The 14,698-nt window shown below is 71.1% G+C and carries 15 protein-coding genes; 8 read left to right on the top strand and 7 right to left on the bottom strand.

Going from position 1 to position 14,698, the window contains the following annotated elements; genetic code table 11:
* Positions 1–3: 3 nt before the first annotated feature.
* The 5 genes from OHA25_RS41875 to OHA25_RS41855 all read right to left on the bottom strand — a co-directional run bounded on the left by OHA25_RS41875 (position 4) and on the right by OHA25_RS41855 (position 3,381).
* Positions 4–942, bottom strand: coding sequence for a radical SAM protein (locus OHA25_RS41875; protein ID WP_327582453.1), 939 nt, complete (start codon positions 940–942; stop codon positions 4–6).
* 26 nt (positions 943–968) lie between these two features.
* Entirely contained in the window at positions 969–1,109 is a 141-nt protein-coding gene (locus OHA25_RS41870) for a hypothetical protein (protein WP_327582452.1), read from the bottom strand.
* A gap of 706 nt (positions 1,110–1,815) precedes the next feature.
* Positions 1,816–2,652, bottom strand: a complete 837-nt coding sequence (locus OHA25_RS41865; protein ID WP_327582451.1) for a helix-turn-helix domain-containing protein — start codon at positions 2,650–2,652, stop codon at positions 1,816–1,818.
* A gap of 12 nt (positions 2,653–2,664) precedes the next feature.
* Entirely contained in the window at positions 2,665–3,183 is a 519-nt protein-coding gene (locus OHA25_RS41860; protein WP_327582450.1) for a DUF6879 family protein, read from the bottom strand.
* Positions 3,184–3,381 (bottom strand): hypothetical protein, encoded by a 198-nt coding sequence (locus OHA25_RS41855; RefSeq protein ID WP_327582449.1) that lies wholly within the window; start codon positions 3,379–3,381, stop codon positions 3,184–3,186.
* Positions 3,382–3,604: 223 nt separating this feature from the next.
* Here OHA25_RS41855 and OHA25_RS41850 point away from each other — a divergent pair, with 223 nt between their 5' ends.
* The 4 genes from OHA25_RS41850 (at position 3,605) to OHA25_RS41835 (ending at position 7,321) form a co-directional block, all read left to right on the top strand.
* Positions 3,605–3,943 carry a MerR family transcriptional regulator gene (locus OHA25_RS41850; RefSeq protein WP_327582448.1) on the top strand — a complete coding sequence of 113 codons (339 nt, stop codon included), beginning with the start codon at positions 3,605–3,607 and terminating at the stop codon, positions 3,941–3,943.
* Positions 3,944–4,089: 146 nt separating this feature from the next.
* Positions 4,090–5,613: a circularly permuted type 2 ATP-grasp protein gene (locus OHA25_RS41845; protein ID WP_327582447.1), complete on the top strand. Its 1,524-nt coding sequence runs from the start codon at positions 4,090–4,092 to the stop codon at positions 5,611–5,613.
* On the top strand, positions 5,610–6,500 hold the full coding sequence (locus OHA25_RS41840; RefSeq protein WP_327582446.1) for an alpha-E domain-containing protein: 891 nt from the start codon (positions 5,610–5,612) through the stop codon (positions 6,498–6,500). Before OHA25_RS41845 ends, OHA25_RS41840 begins: the two co-directional genes overlap by 4 nt.
* The gene (locus OHA25_RS41835) at positions 6,485–7,321 is read left to right on the top strand and encodes a transglutaminase family protein (RefSeq protein ID WP_327582445.1); all 837 of its coding nucleotides are present in this window, start codon (positions 6,485–6,487) and stop codon (positions 7,319–7,321) included. Before OHA25_RS41840 ends, OHA25_RS41835 begins: the two co-directional genes overlap by 16 nt.
* A 163-nt stretch (positions 7,322–7,484) precedes the next feature.
* On the opposite strand, the gene OHA25_RS41830 is transcribed toward OHA25_RS41835, so the two are convergent.
* On the bottom strand, positions 7,485–8,870 hold the full coding sequence (locus OHA25_RS41830) for an MFS transporter (protein ID WP_327582444.1): 1,386 nt from the start codon (positions 8,868–8,870) through the stop codon (positions 7,485–7,487).
* 63 nt (positions 8,871–8,933) lie between these two features.
* Between OHA25_RS41830 and OHA25_RS41825 the strand changes: the two genes are divergently transcribed.
* From OHA25_RS41825 to OHA25_RS41810, 4 genes are read left to right on the top strand one after another with little or no spacing between them, the layout of a single operon-like run.
* Positions 8,934–9,890, top strand: a complete 957-nt coding sequence (locus OHA25_RS41825; protein WP_327582443.1) for a LysR family transcriptional regulator — start codon at positions 8,934–8,936, stop codon at positions 9,888–9,890.
* 28 nt (positions 9,891–9,918) lie between these two features.
* Positions 9,919–10,785, top strand: coding sequence for an NUDIX hydrolase (locus OHA25_RS41820; protein WP_327582442.1), 867 nt, complete (start codon positions 9,919–9,921; stop codon positions 10,783–10,785).
* 31 nt (positions 10,786–10,816) lie between these two features.
* Positions 10,817–12,226: a benzoyl-CoA 2,3-epoxidase subunit BoxB gene (gene boxB / locus OHA25_RS41815; protein WP_327582441.1), complete on the top strand. Its 1,410-nt coding sequence runs from the start codon at positions 10,817–10,819 to the stop codon at positions 12,224–12,226.
* Between the two features lie 33 nt (positions 12,227–12,259).
* Entirely contained in the window at positions 12,260–13,945 is a 1,686-nt protein-coding gene (locus OHA25_RS41810; RefSeq protein ID WP_327582440.1) for a benzoate-CoA ligase family protein, read from the top strand.
* Here the strand turns inward: OHA25_RS41810 and OHA25_RS41805 are convergent.
* Positions 13,924–14,538, bottom strand: coding sequence for a class I SAM-dependent methyltransferase (locus OHA25_RS41805; RefSeq protein ID WP_327582439.1), 615 nt, complete (start codon positions 14,536–14,538; stop codon positions 13,924–13,926). The genes OHA25_RS41810 and OHA25_RS41805 overlap by 22 nt on opposite strands.
* Positions 14,539–14,698: the final 160 nt, after the last annotated feature.

Here is a 14,698-nt window from a genome sequence, read left to right as displayed (position 1 = left end):
CCTCTACCGGGGCTTGCAGGATACGTCGGGCTGGCACGCAGCCTTGGGCTTACAGGGCTGGTTCGGGCCGCAGTTCTTCTGCGGCAGGCAGCCGTCGCCGCCGCCGGGCTTGTTGACCGACGGGTCGCAGCCCGGCGTGCACTGCGGCTCGCACGGCGGTCGGCACGCCTGCGGCAGCGCGGGCACGATGTGACGGTCGGCCAGCTGGCGCACGCGGGGCGCGAGCTCGGCGAGTGGGGCACCGGTAATGGCCCCGGCGGCCAGCCAACGTGCGAGCGGGCACGGCGTGACGCTGCCGTCCGGGAGGATCGCCGCGACCCCGTCGCCGCACCGGCCGCACAGTTCGGAGGAGTCGCAGGCGCGCCGGGCGGGCCTGCCCAGAAGGCGCATCCGGTCGATGCCGATGTTGGTGACGCCGAGCTCGGCGAGCTGCGCCTGGGCCTCCTCGACGCGCTGGCCGTCGCCGAGGCCGATGATGCCCACCCGGAGCGGGATGTTCATGGCGATCGCCTGGGCGATGTTGGCGCGGGTGCGGTGCAGGCTCTTGCGGCCGGTGATCTGCCGGTGCTGGCCGGGGTCGTCGGTGTAGTAGGAGGTGGCCAGCCTGACGCCGGGCTGGGCGAACAGCTCCCACATGACGTCGGTGACGTGTACGAGGTTCGAGTACACCTCCACCTCGACGCCCAGGCTGAGCGCGTGGGAGACCAGCCCAGGCAGCCGGGCGTACAAGGTGGGCTCCCCGCCGATGAACTGCACCGTGGACACGCCGAGGGCGGCGCCCTGGTCGATCGCGGCGACCCAGTCGTCATAGCCCATGCTGCCGTCGGTGCCGGTTGGACCGGCGTCGGCGTAGCAGTGCGCGCACTCAAGCTGGCACTTGCCGGTGACTTCGAGCCAGAGAAAGCCCAGTTCGGGCTCAGGAGGTGCGATGGTCACGGTCATGCCTCCTGAGGCTCAGGCTGGAGTCTTCAACGTTCCGGGCGGAACCCGCGCAGGTATGTCTTCTTGGCGTCCGCCGTGAGCATCGTGCACTCCGGGCAGGCTTCGCCTGCGGCCAGCGCGTCAACGTAGCCAGGGAACGGCACAGGCTCACCAGCGATCTCATGCACCCACACGAGCGGCTGAGCCGGGCATATGCCGCGCGCCCATGAGCTCGGTCTGGATTCCTCGGTGCGCACAGCGTGGCGTGACCATTTGGACGTGTCTGGCGTCTGCACTTCACCTAGCGCGAAGGTCATGGCAGGTCTCCCGCCTGGAATGAGATCTCGCCGGAGTGGGCCCGCGCCGGACGGAGCCGCTTCATGGATGCGGCGGCACAACTACCAGCAGCGATGTTGTAGTCGGTGTCGTGCCGCCGCGGCCGCGCCGACCCTGGGCGCGGCGGCACGACGGCGGACGCCTGGGGGCTATCGCCGCCGTGCCGGTCTGGGGTCGCCTGGCCACTCATGAGGCTCGCCGCCAGGTGTGGGCGAGGCGCTCCTGCGGTGCCTTGGCCCCCAGCCGCTCGAATGTCGCCGCCGTGATGACCTCACCACTGGCTCTGTGAACGGCAGTCCACATGCCGTCCGACCGCCGCTTTACGTCTCGGAACCCGGGGATCTGGCAAGCGCTCGAATCTGGCCCGGGCTGCCGGCGCCGAGTCACGTCGCCGCCGGTAGACCTGCTCGTGGCGCCCTGTGCGGGCGAAGGTGTGGGGGATGCGGACCCGTGACTGTCCATGTGCAGGACGGTAAGCGGCCGGTATTGGCCGGGCAACGATTATTCTCGAATATTCGAATTCCACTGAAGCATGATCCGAGGCGAGAAAGCGGAGAATTAGCGGGGCAGCTCATCCAGCGCGCGAGTGATCAGATGCCGCGCCGCGGCGCCGTAGCTGGCGCTGGCGGCCAGCTTGTCGAAGACGCGCCCGTACAGCTCGATTTCCTGGGGCTGCGTCAGCGTCAACTCGGCGCCGATCGTCTCAACCAGGACGCGCTTTTCGTCGAAGATCCAAAAGCCGTGCTTGGGAGATTCGGTCAGCTCCGCGTCGAATCCGATGATGCCCACATGGATGGTGCTCATGGCACACAGCGCCACGAGCCGGTCGAGCTGACCCGCCATGACGTCAATAGGGCAGAGGCGGTACCGCAGTACCGCCTCGGTCAGCACGAAGTGCAGGCGCTTCCCTGGCCGGTAGAGGACCTCCTGCCGCTGCATGCGGCCCCGTACGCCCTCGTCGACGTCATCCGGGAGCCCGTGCCGTTCCACCGACTGGGCGATCCGGTGGCGCGCGTAGTCGGGAGTCTGCAGGAGGCCAGGGACCACCGTCGTTTCGAACGCGCGAATATGCGTGGCGCCGGCCTCAAGCGTGATGCTCTCCTGCTGGCGGGCTGATGTGCCTGCGCCGAGTCGGCGGCGCCACTCGGCGTACATGGTCTCCAGGACTTCCAGCCTGGCGAGCAGCCGCTCCGCGTCGCCCTCGCAGCCGGTGGCCCGTGTCCAGGCGAGGATGTCGTCCCTGGTCGGCGTCTGCCGCCCGGTCTCGATCTTGGAGACTTTGGACTGTGGCCAGGCGAGCAACTCCGCGAGGGCCGTGCCGGTGAATCCGGCGCTCTGGCGGGCCTCGCGGAGCTGCCGTCCCAGGCCCTCGCGGGCCTCTTGCACGCGGGTCACGGGATGGCGCGTCTACCTTCCCGTGTACTGCTCGCACGGCATGGCGTAGTGCCAGGCCGCGTCCCTCCATTGGCAGTGCAGGAGCACCGTCTCGGGATCGGTGACCAGCTCGTGCGGGAGGGGGCGGTCCTGATCGTCGAAGTGGAGGAGAACGAGACGGGCGGAGTCGAAGATCGTGAAGTCGTGCGCTGGCAGGTCGAGGTCTGCGGCACGCGCGCGGGGCAGATACCGGATGTCCTCGCCCGACTCTAGGTTGAGCGGTGTGCCAGCCAGCAGGAAGCGCACGTAGTCGGTGTGTGGTTCCGTCACCACGCGCACGCGCTCGACGCGCTTCCCTTCCCCGGTCGCCGCCTTCATCTTGGCGAGCCACGGGCGCGTGGCCCGCTCAGGATCCGGCTCGCCAGCCAGGAACCGGCGCAACGATTCGTGTTCGGAGGGCACGTCGTAACGGTCGCGGGCCTCGAACTTGAACGCGGTGTGCTGGAAGGTGTCCCAGAGCTCGCCGAACTCAGCAGGGGAGAGCAGGGGCACTCAGGATCCCTCCATGAAGCGGAAGAGCTCCTTGGGGACTTCGACGAACGTCTCGCCGGGGAGGACGTTGCGCAGGTGCTCGAGCGCCTCCGGGTCGGTCACCTGGTCGCCCTGGACCACGATCGTGCCGCGGTCGGTCTCGTACAAGGTGGGGCACTGGCCGTCGTCCGACGTGCTGCCGAGGAACCGTAGCCTCATGCTCGGACCTCCCTCTATTCGAGAATTCCTGGCAGCCTCGATGGTGAACCGAGAATAGTGAGCGGTCAATAGCCGGGGCGGCGCGGGCCGCGCGGCCAAGCGGACACCTGGGTGGGCTGGCCCGGCCGTGCCACTTCGTTCACAGGGAACGTTCAGCTTGCCCGCCGGTCCGGCACCCCGGCCGCCTCCAGTCGGGCACGACGGCGCTCAAGTGGAGGTTCAAGTGCCTTTACGGGATGACACCCTCGGAATCGGCGACCTGGCCCGGCTGGTCGGCGTGCCAGTGCGGACGATCCGTTTCTACTGCGACGAGGGCCTCATCGACTCCGTGCGGAGCACGGGTGGGCACCGCAGATTCGACCCGGCGGCCGTGGACCGGCTCGGCCTGGTCAGGAGGTTGCGCGGGCTCGGGCTCGGATTCGTCTCCATCAGACGCGTGCTTGATGGAGAACGCTCCGTGGGCGAGGTCGTGGCGGCCGAGCGGGCCGCGCTGCCTGCGCAAGGAGTTCACGGGACGCGTCAACCGGCCAACATGCATGGTCACTTCTGGTCGCTGTCCTAGTTCACGGCGTCCTGCGGTGGAGCACCCCTGTCGATCATCGAGCAGTACGTCGAGCAACAACGTTCGTCCCGCTGAACTCTGAAGGGTGGCGTTCTATGTAACATACGACGTCATTGTCCGAAACATACTTTTCCTATAAATCGGTCATGGCGGACATCTTTGATACGTATGTCATGGCCGGAGCGTGGGATGAGATGTTCGAGCGGCCGGGCGTGCCCCGTCGCCAATACCAGGCGTTGTTCGCCGCGCTCCAGCCGCTCGGCGCCCGCGAGCTGCGGACCAGGGCCGACCAGCTCGCCAGGATGTTCACCGATCGCGGGGTCACCTTCGACTACGCGGGTGTCGAGCGGCCCTTCCCGCTCGACCTGATCCCGCGAGTTATCGACGCCGCCGAGTGGGACCTCGTGACGCGCGGCGTGCGGCAACGGATCCGCGCCCTGGAGGCGTTCCTCGACGACGTGTACGGCGACCGCCAGGTCTTCCACGACGGCGTGGTCCCCTGGCGCCTGCTGCACTCCAGCCCCCACTACCATCGCGTCGCCCACGGCTGGCGCCCGCCCAACGGCGTGCGCATCCACGTCGGCGGCACGGACCTGATCCGCGACGAGCAGGGCGTCCTGCACGTGCTGGAGGACAACGTCCGCACCCCCAGCGGGGTCAGCTACGTGCTGGAGAATCGGCTCGCCATGACCCGCACGCTGCCCACGCTCTTCTCCGAGCAGTTCGTGCGCCCGGTCGAGGAGTATCCCGCCAGGCTCCTGGCCGCGTTGCGCGCCGCCGCGCCCGCGGGCGTCGCGAACCCGACCGTGGTGCTGCTCACGCCCGGCGTCTACAACGCCGCCTACTTCGAGCACGCGCTGCTGGCCCGCCTCATGGGCATCGAACTGGTCGAGGGCCGCGACCTGGTCTGCGAGAACAACCGCCTCTACATGATCACCACGTACGGCCGCCGCCCCGTCCACGTCGTCTACCGCCGCGTCGACGACGACTTCCTCGACCCGCTGCACTTCCGCGGCGACTCCGTGCTCGGCTGCCCCGGCATCGTGAACGCCGCCCGCGCCGGCAACGTCACGATCGCCAACGGCGTGGGCAACGGGGTCGCTGACGACAAGCTCATTTACACGTACGTGCCCGACCTGATCGCCTACTACCTGGGGGAGACGCCGCTGTTGCCCAACGTGGAGACCTACCGGCTCGACGAGCCGGACGTGTGCGACCAGGCCCTGGCCGACGCCGACCGGCTGGTGCTGAAACCCGTGGACGGCGCGGGCGGCAAGGGCATCGTGATCGGGCCCGTCGCCACACCCGAGCAGCTCGCGTCCGTGCGACAGGCCGTACGCGAGGATCCGCGCGGCTGGATCGCCCAGCGGCCGGTGCTGCTCTCCACCTCGCCCACCCTGGTCGGCGAGCGCCCGGCGCCGCGCCACATCGACCTGCGGCCGTTCGCCGTCAACGACGGCGACGACGTGTGGCTGCTGCCCGGCGGGCTGACCCGCGTCGCGCTGCCGGAGGGCGAGCTGGTGGTCAACTCCAGCAGAGGCGGCGGCTCCAAGGACACGTGGGTGCTCGGCGAGGCCAGCGCGCCCGCCGCCTCCGTCGCGGTGGCCGCGCCCAGCGCCGCGCAGTGGAGTCCCAGCAGGACCGCGGCCTGGGAAGGGGAACAGCAATGACGCGCCCGCTGCTCAGCCGCATCGCCGAGACGCTCTACTGGATCGGCAGGTACGTCGAGCGTGCCGACGACACCGCCCGGCTCCTCGACGTGTCCGTGCACCGCATGCTCGACGAGCCCGAGACCAACCACTCCCTCTACGCGGTGCTCGGTCTCAGCCCCGCTGCTCCCGCCAGTCCCCAGGCGGCCATCCGGCGCCTGGCCTACGACCTGGACGAGCCCGCCTCGATCGCCTCCTCCGTCAGATCGGCCAGGGACAGTGCGCGCGGCGTGCGCGAGGTGCTGTCCAGCGAGGTGTGGGAGTGCCTCAACGTCACCTGGCACCATCTGTCCAAGCTGGAGACGCTGCCCCCGCACGCCTACCTGGCGTTCGTCCGCGAGCGGGCCGCCCTGTTCTTCGGTCTCGCCGATGCCACCATGAGCAGGGACGACTGCTGGCGCTTCATCGTGCTCGGCCGCAGCCTCGAACGCGTCGACATGACCACCCGGCTCCTGGCCGTGCACCTGGCCAGCGACTGGCGGCTGGTGCTGCAGGCCAGCGGCGCCGACGAGTCGTTCACCAGGACGCACGGCGCCAGGGACGGCGCGGTGCTGGAGTTCCTGCTGCTCGACCGGCTCTTCCCGCGCTCGGTCGTCTACTCGCTGCTGACCGCGGAGAAGTGCCTGCGGGCGCTCGCCCCCGACACGGCCAGGGCCGGGGTGGCCGACTCCGCGCAGGCCGCGATCGGGCGGGTGCGCGCCGGGCTCGAGTACAGCGACCTGGACGAGCTCAGCGACCGGCTGCCGGAGCTGCTCGGCACCCTCCAGGAGGCGTGCGCGGCCGCGGGCGAGGCGATCACGAAGCGGTTCTTCCAGCACAGGGAGGCGATGGCATGGGTTGGCGCGTGAAGGTTTCCCACGTGACGCACGTGGAGTACGACGGTGAGGCGCGCTCCTCCTACAACGAGCTCAGGATGACGCCCGCGTACGGGGTGTTGTCCAGCCGCGTCAAAGTGACCCCGGCCGTGCCGACCTACTCGTACGAGGACTACTGGGGCACCACGGTGACGGCGTTCGACGTGCCCGAGCCGCACCGGTCGCTGACCGTCGAGGCCGTCAGCAGGGTGGAGACGAGCGGGCCGCGCACGCCGAAGGTCTCCGTCACGCTGGCCCATCCGTCGATGGAGGAGCTGCTGCGGCGCACCCCGATGACCGCCGTGAACGCCGAGCTGGACGAGCTGGCCAAGACGCAGGCGCTGGGCCGCGACCCGCACGAGACGGCCGAGGCGATCTGTGAGCTGGTCACGGCCCGGGTGGAGTACATGCCCGGCTCGACCGGTGTGCAGACCTCCGCGCAGGAGGCGTGGGACCTGGGGAAGGGCGTCTGCCAGGACATGGCGCACCTCACCGCGGGGCTGCTGCGGGCCGCCGGGCTGCCGGCCCGGTACGTCTCGGGCTACCTGCATCCGCGGCCGACCGCCGGGATCGGCGAGCCCGTCGCGGGGCAGAGCCACGCGTGGGTGGAGTACTGGGCGGGGGAGTGGCTGCCGCTCGATCCCACCAACCGGACGTACGTGGGGGAGGCGCACGTGGTGGTGGCCCGGGGGCGGGACTATTCGGACGTGCCGCCGCTCAAGGGCATCTACCAGGGGCCGCCGGGGAGCCGCCAGGAGATCACGGTGACCGTCACGCGGCTGGGCCCGGCCTTGCTGCACACCCCGCCTGGCTAGGTTGCGCGGCGGGCCATCGGATTCTGGTGGAGGGCGGTGGGGCCTCGGGGCGCTGGTCGAAGATCACCGCCCATCCGGCGCTCATCTCCTGGTAGCGGGAGTAGTTGCGGTCAAGGCCGAGCCGGCTCGCCACCAGGCGGCCGGTGGGGCGGCCATCGGTGAGTCACCGGCTCAAGACAGCGGCCGGGCTGCGGGCGAGCAGCACGGCGAGTGCCGCCAGGAGCAGCCAGGCTGAGGTCAGGGCTATCAGCCAGGGCCAGCCCGCGTGGCCGAACACGACGGTGCCCACCGTGCCGCCGGCGCCGCTGCCCAGGTAGTAGCAGAGGGTGTAGAGCCCGGCGGCCCTGCCGCGGGCCCGCGGGGTCGCCTGGGCGGTTACCCAGGCGTTGGCGATGGCGTGGGCCGCGAAGAACCCCGCGGTCAGCCCGGCGAAGCCGAGCGCGACCACGGGCAACGAGGCGTGCAGGGTGAGCGCCGCACCCGCGATCGTGACGAGCAGCGACGTGACCAGGGCCGCCGTACGGCCCAGGCGCGCCGTCAGCCGACCGGCGGCGGCCGAGGAGGCGGTGCCCATGGCGTAGGAGAGAAAGACCAGAGAGGCGGCGGCCGGGGCCAGCGAGAGGGGAGGCGCGGCCAACCGGAACCCGGCGGCGTTGTAGAGCGCGACGAACGCCCCCGTGGCAAGCGCCCCGACCACACACGGAACGAGCACCCCCGCCGCGGCATTTCTCCGCCCGGCCCGGCCCACGCCGCCACGCGTCCGCCCGGCTACGCCCACGCCACCACTGCCCGATCCGGCTCTGGACAGCCCGAGCCGCGCCACGCCGAGCGGGGGCCGCTCGGCGTGCGTCTGGAGCGGCGGGGAGCGCACGGCGTGCGCCGCCGCGTCGGCCGGTTCGCCGGAGGACGCGGGGTTGCGCGCCGACGTGGGGTCATGGGCGGGTGAGGGGGCGGGCAGCGGACTCGGGGTGCGGGGCAGCGTCAGGGACGCGAACAGCGCGCACGCCAGCGCGACCCCGGCGACCACGGCCAGAGCGCCGTGCCAGCCCAGCGGCCCGGCGGCGAATCCGGTGCCGAGCCGCCCCAGCATCCCCCCGACCGAATTCCCCGCGATCATCGTGCCCACCGCGGCCGCCAGCCGTCCGATGCCCACCTGATCGGCCAGATAGGCCGCCGCCACCCCCGCGAACCCGGCGATCGCCACCCCCTGCACCGCCCGCATGACCAGCAGCACAGGAAAGGACGGCGCCAGCGGCAGCAGCAGCCCGAGCACCGCCGACACCACCACCGACCAGACGATCATCCGCCGCCGCCCCAAGGTCTCGGCCAGCGCGGCCACCGGCAGCACGGCCACCGCCAGCGCGCCGGTGGCCACGCCGATGGCGAGCGACGCGCTGCCAGGATCGAGCCGGAACGCGGCGGCCAGCTGCGGCAACACCGGTTGCGGCGCGTACAGCAGCGCGAACGACGACAGCCCCGCCGCCGCGACGGCCGCGCCCACCCGCCGGGTGTCCACCTGTGGAGGCGCGCTCTGCGCTTGGATGACCACCCGCACAACGCTAAGCAAGACTAATAAATACGTCTAATACTGAAATGAGCAATAATTCATACCATGATGGATGAATCTGATGAACAGCTGGCCGCCCACCTCGCGCCCACCCTCGCCCTGCTGGCCGCGGTCGGCGAGACCGGTCACGTGACGCGTGCCGCCGAGCTCCTCGGCATCCCTCAGCCCACCGCCAGCCGCCGCCTCGCCGCCCTGTCCGACCTGGTCGGCGCCCCGCTGGTGTTGCCGGCCGGCCGCGGCATCCGCCTGACCAGGGCGGGCCGTACGCTGGCCGCCGCCTCGGCCCGCGCGCTGAGCACCGTCACCGGCGCGGCCCGCGAGGTACGCGAGGAGATCGATCCGGACAGCGGCCGCATCCTGCTGGGCTTCCTGCATCTGCTCGGCCGCACGCTCGTCCCGTCGCTCATCCGCGGCTTCCGCGAGCGCCACCCGCGCGCCCGCTTCAGCCTGGCGCAGGGCTCGCGTCAGGACATGCTCCGGAACCTGCACGAGGGCGAGAGCGACCTGGTGTTCGTCGCCCCGATGCCACTGGACGACCCGGGCCTGGACAGCCGGCCGCTCGCCGATCAGGAGCTGGTCCTGTCCGTGCCGGTGGCACATCGGCTCGCCACGCGCGAGCGGGTGCGGGCCGCGGAGCTGGCGGGGGAGGCGCAGGTCGCACTGGAGCACGGGTACGGCCTGCGGCAGATCGTCGACGACCTGTGCGCGGCGGCGGGGTTCGAGCCGCTGGTCGCCTTCGAGTGCCAGGAGTCGGAGACCGTGCGCGGGCTGGTGGCGGCGGGGCTCGGCGTCGCGGTCCTGCCCCGTTCCCAGCCGGGACCCCGTCCGGCCATGCCGGGTTCCGGCGTCGTGGAGATCCCCCTGTCGCCGCCCATGTTCCGGACGATCGGGGTGAGCTGGCCCGCGGGAGATCGGCTGACCCCGGCGGCGCGGGCGTTCCGCGACCATGTGTGCTCGGAAACCATGGACCTGGGCCCCGGCTTCCGGCCCGCTGCCTCGTGAGCTGAGTCTCCAGGCCACACTGGGGGCCATGACACATGACGGCGACGCGGGCGTACCGGGCTCGCTGGCGAGGGTGCTCGCCGAGGTGGCGGCTGAGCGGGCGGCCCAGGACGAGAGGTGGGGCATGCAGGAGCTGCCCGACGGCACCGGAGGTGCGCGTACGACGGCCGAGTCCGACCTGGCCAGGCAGGAGACGGCGACGGCGGCGAAGGACGGGGCGCTGACCTGGAGGCACGTCCTGGCTGAGGAGGTGCTGGAGGCGTTCGCCGAAGCCGACCCGGACCGGCTGCGTGCCGAGCTGATCCAGGTGGCCGCCGTGGCCGTCAAATGGGCCCAAGCCCTCGACCGCCGCCCAACTGGTCTCGAGCAGTGCCCTGTCGGCCTCGAGCAGGGTCCCGCCGGTTCCGACCAGCGCAGGGACGTCCTCGGCCGTCCCTCTGCTGATTCGGCCGCCGCGTCGCCGGACCGCTTCCGGGCCATCGTCGACGTCCACGTGGTGCTGCTGCGTGGCGACGAGCTCCTGCTCGCCCGCCGCTCCGGCACCGGCTACGGCGACGGGCTCTGGCACCTGCCCTCGGGACACCTGGAGGAGGGTGAACCGGCGACCGATGGCGCCGCCCGGGAGGCGGCCGAGGAGCTGGGCGTGACCATCGACCCGGCCGACCTGACGTTCGCCCACGTCATGCACCGGGCGCCCGACCGGGTCGGCCTCTTCTTCACCACCGGGAAGTGGACCGGCGAGCCGTACAACGCCGAACCCCACAAGTGCTCGGAGATCGCCTGGTGGCCCGTCCACGCCCTGCCCGCCGACATGATCGACTATCCGGCCGCGGCTATCGCGAACATCCTCGGCCGGATCCCGTTCGCCCAGCACCATTGGTCTACATCCCCTTGACGCGACTACATGGCGATGTTGCGCTTGAGAGGTGTCCATCGACTACACCGAGCGCATACCGAACAACGTCGACCTTTCGGAGGACCGCCGGTTGCGGCGGGCGCTGGAGTCGTGGCAGCCGCGCTTCCTGCAGTGGTGGGCCGAGATGGGCCCGGCGCTGCCGACCAGGGACGTCTACCTCCGCACCGCCGTCTCGGTCGGCCGCGAGGGATGGGCGCACTTCGATCACGTGCCGCTGCCCGACTACCGCTGGGGCATCTTCCTGGCCGAGCCGAAGGACGACCGCCGCATCGCGTTCGGCGAGCACAAGGGCCGGCCGGTCTGGCAGCGGGTGCCCGGTGAGCACCGCGCCGACCTGCAGCGGCTCATCGTCATCCAGGGCGACACCGAGCCGGCCAGCGTCGAGCAGCAGCGCCGGCTCGGGCTGACCGCCCCGTCCCTGTACGACCTGCGCAACCTCTTCCAGGTGAACGTGGAGGAAGGCAGGCACCTGTGGGCCATGGTCTACCTGTTGCACGCCTACTTCGGCAGGGAGGGCCGTGAGGAGGCCGAGCAGCTGCTCAAGCGCAACTCGGGCAGCGAGGATTCGCCGCGCATCCTGGGCGCCTTCAACGAGGAGACGCCGGACTGGCTGTCGTTCTACATGTTCACGTACTTCACCGATCGGGATGGGAAGTATCAGCTCGGCACGCTCAAGGAGTCGGCGTTCGATCCGCTGAGCCGTACATGCGAGTTCATGCTCAAGGAGGAGGCCCACCACATGTTCGTGGGCACCACGGGCGTGGACCGGGTGGTGGAGCGCACCGCGCAGCTGATGCGCGAGCACGACACCGACGACATCGGGCCGTACGGCGGGATCCCGCTGGATGTCATCCAGAAGTACATCAACTTCCACTACAGCGTGAGCCTCGACCTGTTCGGCGGCGAGACGTCCACCAATGTGGCCAACTACTTCACGGCCGGGCTCAAGGGCCGCTGGCAGGAGGAGCGGCGCGCCGACGACCACCGGCTCACCGACGCCTTCGCCGTCGTGCCGCAGGTCGAGCGGGGCCGACTGGTGGACGTGCACCTTCCGGCGCTCACGGCGCTCAACGCGGACCTGCGCGGCGAGTACATCGCCGACTGCGCCACCGGCGTGAACCGGTGGAACCGCATCCTCGCCGGGCATGGCCTCGACGCGACCCTCTATCTGCCGCACGTGGGGTTCAACCGCCGGGTCGGCGTGTTCGCCGGGCACCACATCTCCCCGGGCGGGCGCGTCCTCGACGGAGGGTCATGGGAGGCGGCCAGGGGCCGGTGGTTGCCGACGGGCGCGGACAAAGCGCACGTGAAGGCGCTGATGCGGCCCGTGTACGAGCCGGGAAAGATCGCCGCCTGGGTGGCGCCGCCGCGCAACGGGATCAACGGGCGGCCGTTCGACTACGAGTACGTGCATCTGTGATGCTACAGGCGGTTGACGGATCATCTGTTCTCTGTGGAGGATGCGCCTACGAATGTCCGCCTGCGGATGGGGACGGCCACGATGCCGGAGTCGTTCAACGCCAGCGTTTACCTCGTGGACCGGCAGGTCGAAGCCGGCCGAGGTGATCAGATCGCGGTGACGGGGCCCGCGGGCGCCCCGAGCTCCGTCACGTACGCGCAGCTCGCCGCCCGCGTCGCCGAGCTGGCCGCCGGACTGCGGGAGCTGGGCGTCCGGCCTGAGGAGCGGGTGCTGCTCGTCATGTCGGACCGCCCCGAGACGGTGGTCACCATCCTGGCGGTCATGCGGATGGGGGCGGTCGCCGTGCCGATCTCCACCATGTACAACGGCGCCGAGCTGGCCACCTTGTTCCGGGACGCGCGGGGGCGGGTCGTGGTGGCCACGCCCGAGTTCGCGCCGGCCGTGCGGGAGGCGCTGGCAACCGCCCCCGACGTAACGACGCTCGTCCTGACAGACCCGGACGAAGGGGCCCCAGCCGTAGAGGACGCGGGCGCGTGGGATGCCGGGGTGCGGGTCCGGCGCTGGGCGGACGTGCTGGAGGCCGGCCGCGGCGCCGTGGCGGCCCACGGCCAGGGCGCCGGGGCCGCGTACGACAGCTGGCGCGACTCGCCCGCCCTCTGGCTCTACACCTCCGGCACCACTGGAGCGCCCAAGGCCGCCATGCACCGGCACGGCGCGATCCGCGACGTCTGCGAGACCTACGGGAAGCAGGTCCTCGGCATCCGCCCCGGCGACCGGTGCTTCTCCGTCGCCCGGCTGTTCTTCGCCTACGGACTCGGCAACTCCCTGTTCTTCCCCCTCGCCGCGGGCGCGACCGCGATCCTCGACCCGGCCAGGCCCACTCCCGCCGGGGTGATCGCGCGGGTGACGGCGGACCGGCCGACGTTGTTCTTCGCCGGCCCCACGTTCTACGCGGCCCTGCTCGCCCCCGGCGCCCCCGACGACGCGTTCGAGTCGGTACGGCTGGCCGTCTCGGCCGGCGAGGCGCTGCCCGCCGAGATCTACCGGCGCTTCACCGAGCGGTTCGGCGTGGACATCATCGACGGCCTGGGCTCCACCGAGGCCCTGCACATCTTCATCTCCAACCGCCCCGGCCAGGTACGCCAGGCCAGTTCGGGCACGGTCGTGCCCGGCTACGAGGCCAGGCTGCTCGACGACCTCGGCGCGCCGGTCCCCGACGGTGAGCCGGGCCACCTGTACGTCCGGGGCGACTCCATCGCCACCGGCTACTGGTGCCGCACCGCCGCCACCCGCCAGGTGTTTCAGGGGGAGTGGCTGCGGACCGGGGACACCTACACCCGCGACGCGGACGGCTTCTATCACTGCCTGGGCCGCTCCAACGACCTGATCAAGGCCGGCGGCATCTGGGTGTCGCCGATGGAGGTCGAGGCCAGGCTCCTGGAGCACACCTCGGTGGGGGAGTGCGCGGTGGTGGCCTACATCGACCCCGACGGGCTGGAGAAGCCGGTGGCCTGCGTGGTGCCGGCGGCGGGCCGCGCCGTGGACGCCACGGAGCTGGTCGCGTTCTGCCGCGACGGCCTGGCCTCCTTCAAGCGCCCGCGCGAGGTGCTGGTCGTGGACGCGCTGCCGAAGACGGCCACCGGCAAGATCCAGCGCGTGGTGGTCCGGGACATCGCCGCCGACCTGCTGGGCAAGCGTCAGATCGGATCCGTGCCGTAGATCGAGACGGCGAACGGCCGGTAGGTGGCGGTGTAGACCTCCTCTCCGAGCCGGGGCAGCGACCTGTCCAGGTAGCGGTGCAGGCGGGTGGCCTCCGGCCACGGGTGGACCGCCACCAGGACGCCGCCGGGCGCGAGCAGCTCGCCGAGCCGCGCCGAGGCCCGGCGCAGGCGTTCCGTGCGGCCCAGGTAATAGAGGGTCTCCGAGCAGAACACCAGGTCGAAGCGCTCGTCCGGGCGGTGGGTGAGGATGTCCGCCTGCACGAAGCGCACCCGCGCGTTGCCCTGCACCCGCTCGCGCGCCCGCGCCAGCGCCCGCTCGGACACGTCCACTCCGGTGATCTCGGCGTCCGGGTAGGCCGCCGCGAGCGCGTGCGTGAACACGCCCTCGGCGCAGCCCACCTCGACGATCCGCTGGTACGGCCTGGGCGGCAGGAGCTGCAGCGTGGACAGGTATTTCTGCTGCTCGTAGCTGTCGGTCGCCAGCTTCCACGGGTCCGGGTTGCGGTGCCACCAGTTGAAGTAGCGGCGCAGCAGCACGCCCTGCGCCGCCGGCGAGAGCAGGGACAGCGTGCGGAAGAACGTACGATGCATGATCTCAGGGAAGCTCGGCATGCGGTCAGCGGCCTCTCTCGACGGGGACGGAGAGATGTCCCGGGGGTCAGGTGAAGTCGTTGCCGGGAGTCCATGCCCGCTCAGCCCGCCGCCCGAAACCGCGGATCACTTCAGCGGATGCCCCGCGATCATGCCGGAC

Source organism: Nonomuraea sp. NBC_00507 (genome assembly GCF_036013525.1).
Classification (GTDB): Bacteria; Actinomycetota; Actinomycetes; order Streptosporangiales; family Streptosporangiaceae; genus Nonomuraea.
Note: the sequence above shows the minus strand (reverse complement) of the source record. Positions and strands in the feature narration are given on the sequence as shown.

Coding starts and splice junctions, on each gene's coding strand:
- OHA25_RS41805 (WP_327582439.1), bottom strand. CDS start 14,538: ATGCATCGTACGTTCTTCCGCACGCTGTCCCTGCTCTCGCCGGCGGCG.
- OHA25_RS41840 (WP_327582446.1), top strand. CDS start 5,610: ATGACGCGCCCGCTGCTCAGCCGCATCGCCGAGACGCTCTACTGGATC.
- OHA25_RS41835 (WP_327582445.1), top strand. CDS start 6,485: ATGGGTTGGCGCGTGAAGGTTTCCCACGTGACGCACGTGGAGTACGAC.
- OHA25_RS41825 (WP_327582443.1), top strand. CDS start 8,934: ATGATGGATGAATCTGATGAACAGCTGGCCGCCCACCTCGCGCCCACC.
- OHA25_RS41875 (WP_327582453.1), bottom strand. CDS start 942: ATGACCGTGACCATCGCACCTCCTGAGCCCGAACTGGGCTTTCTCTGG.
- OHA25_RS41855 (WP_327582449.1), bottom strand. CDS start 3,381: ATGAGGCTACGGTTCCTCGGCAGCACGTCGGACGACGGCCAGTGCCCC.
- OHA25_RS41820 (WP_327582442.1), top strand. CDS start 9,919: ATGACACATGACGGCGACGCGGGCGTACCGGGCTCGCTGGCGAGGGTG.
- OHA25_RS41845 (WP_327582447.1), top strand. CDS start 4,090: ATGGCGGACATCTTTGATACGTATGTCATGGCCGGAGCGTGGGATGAG.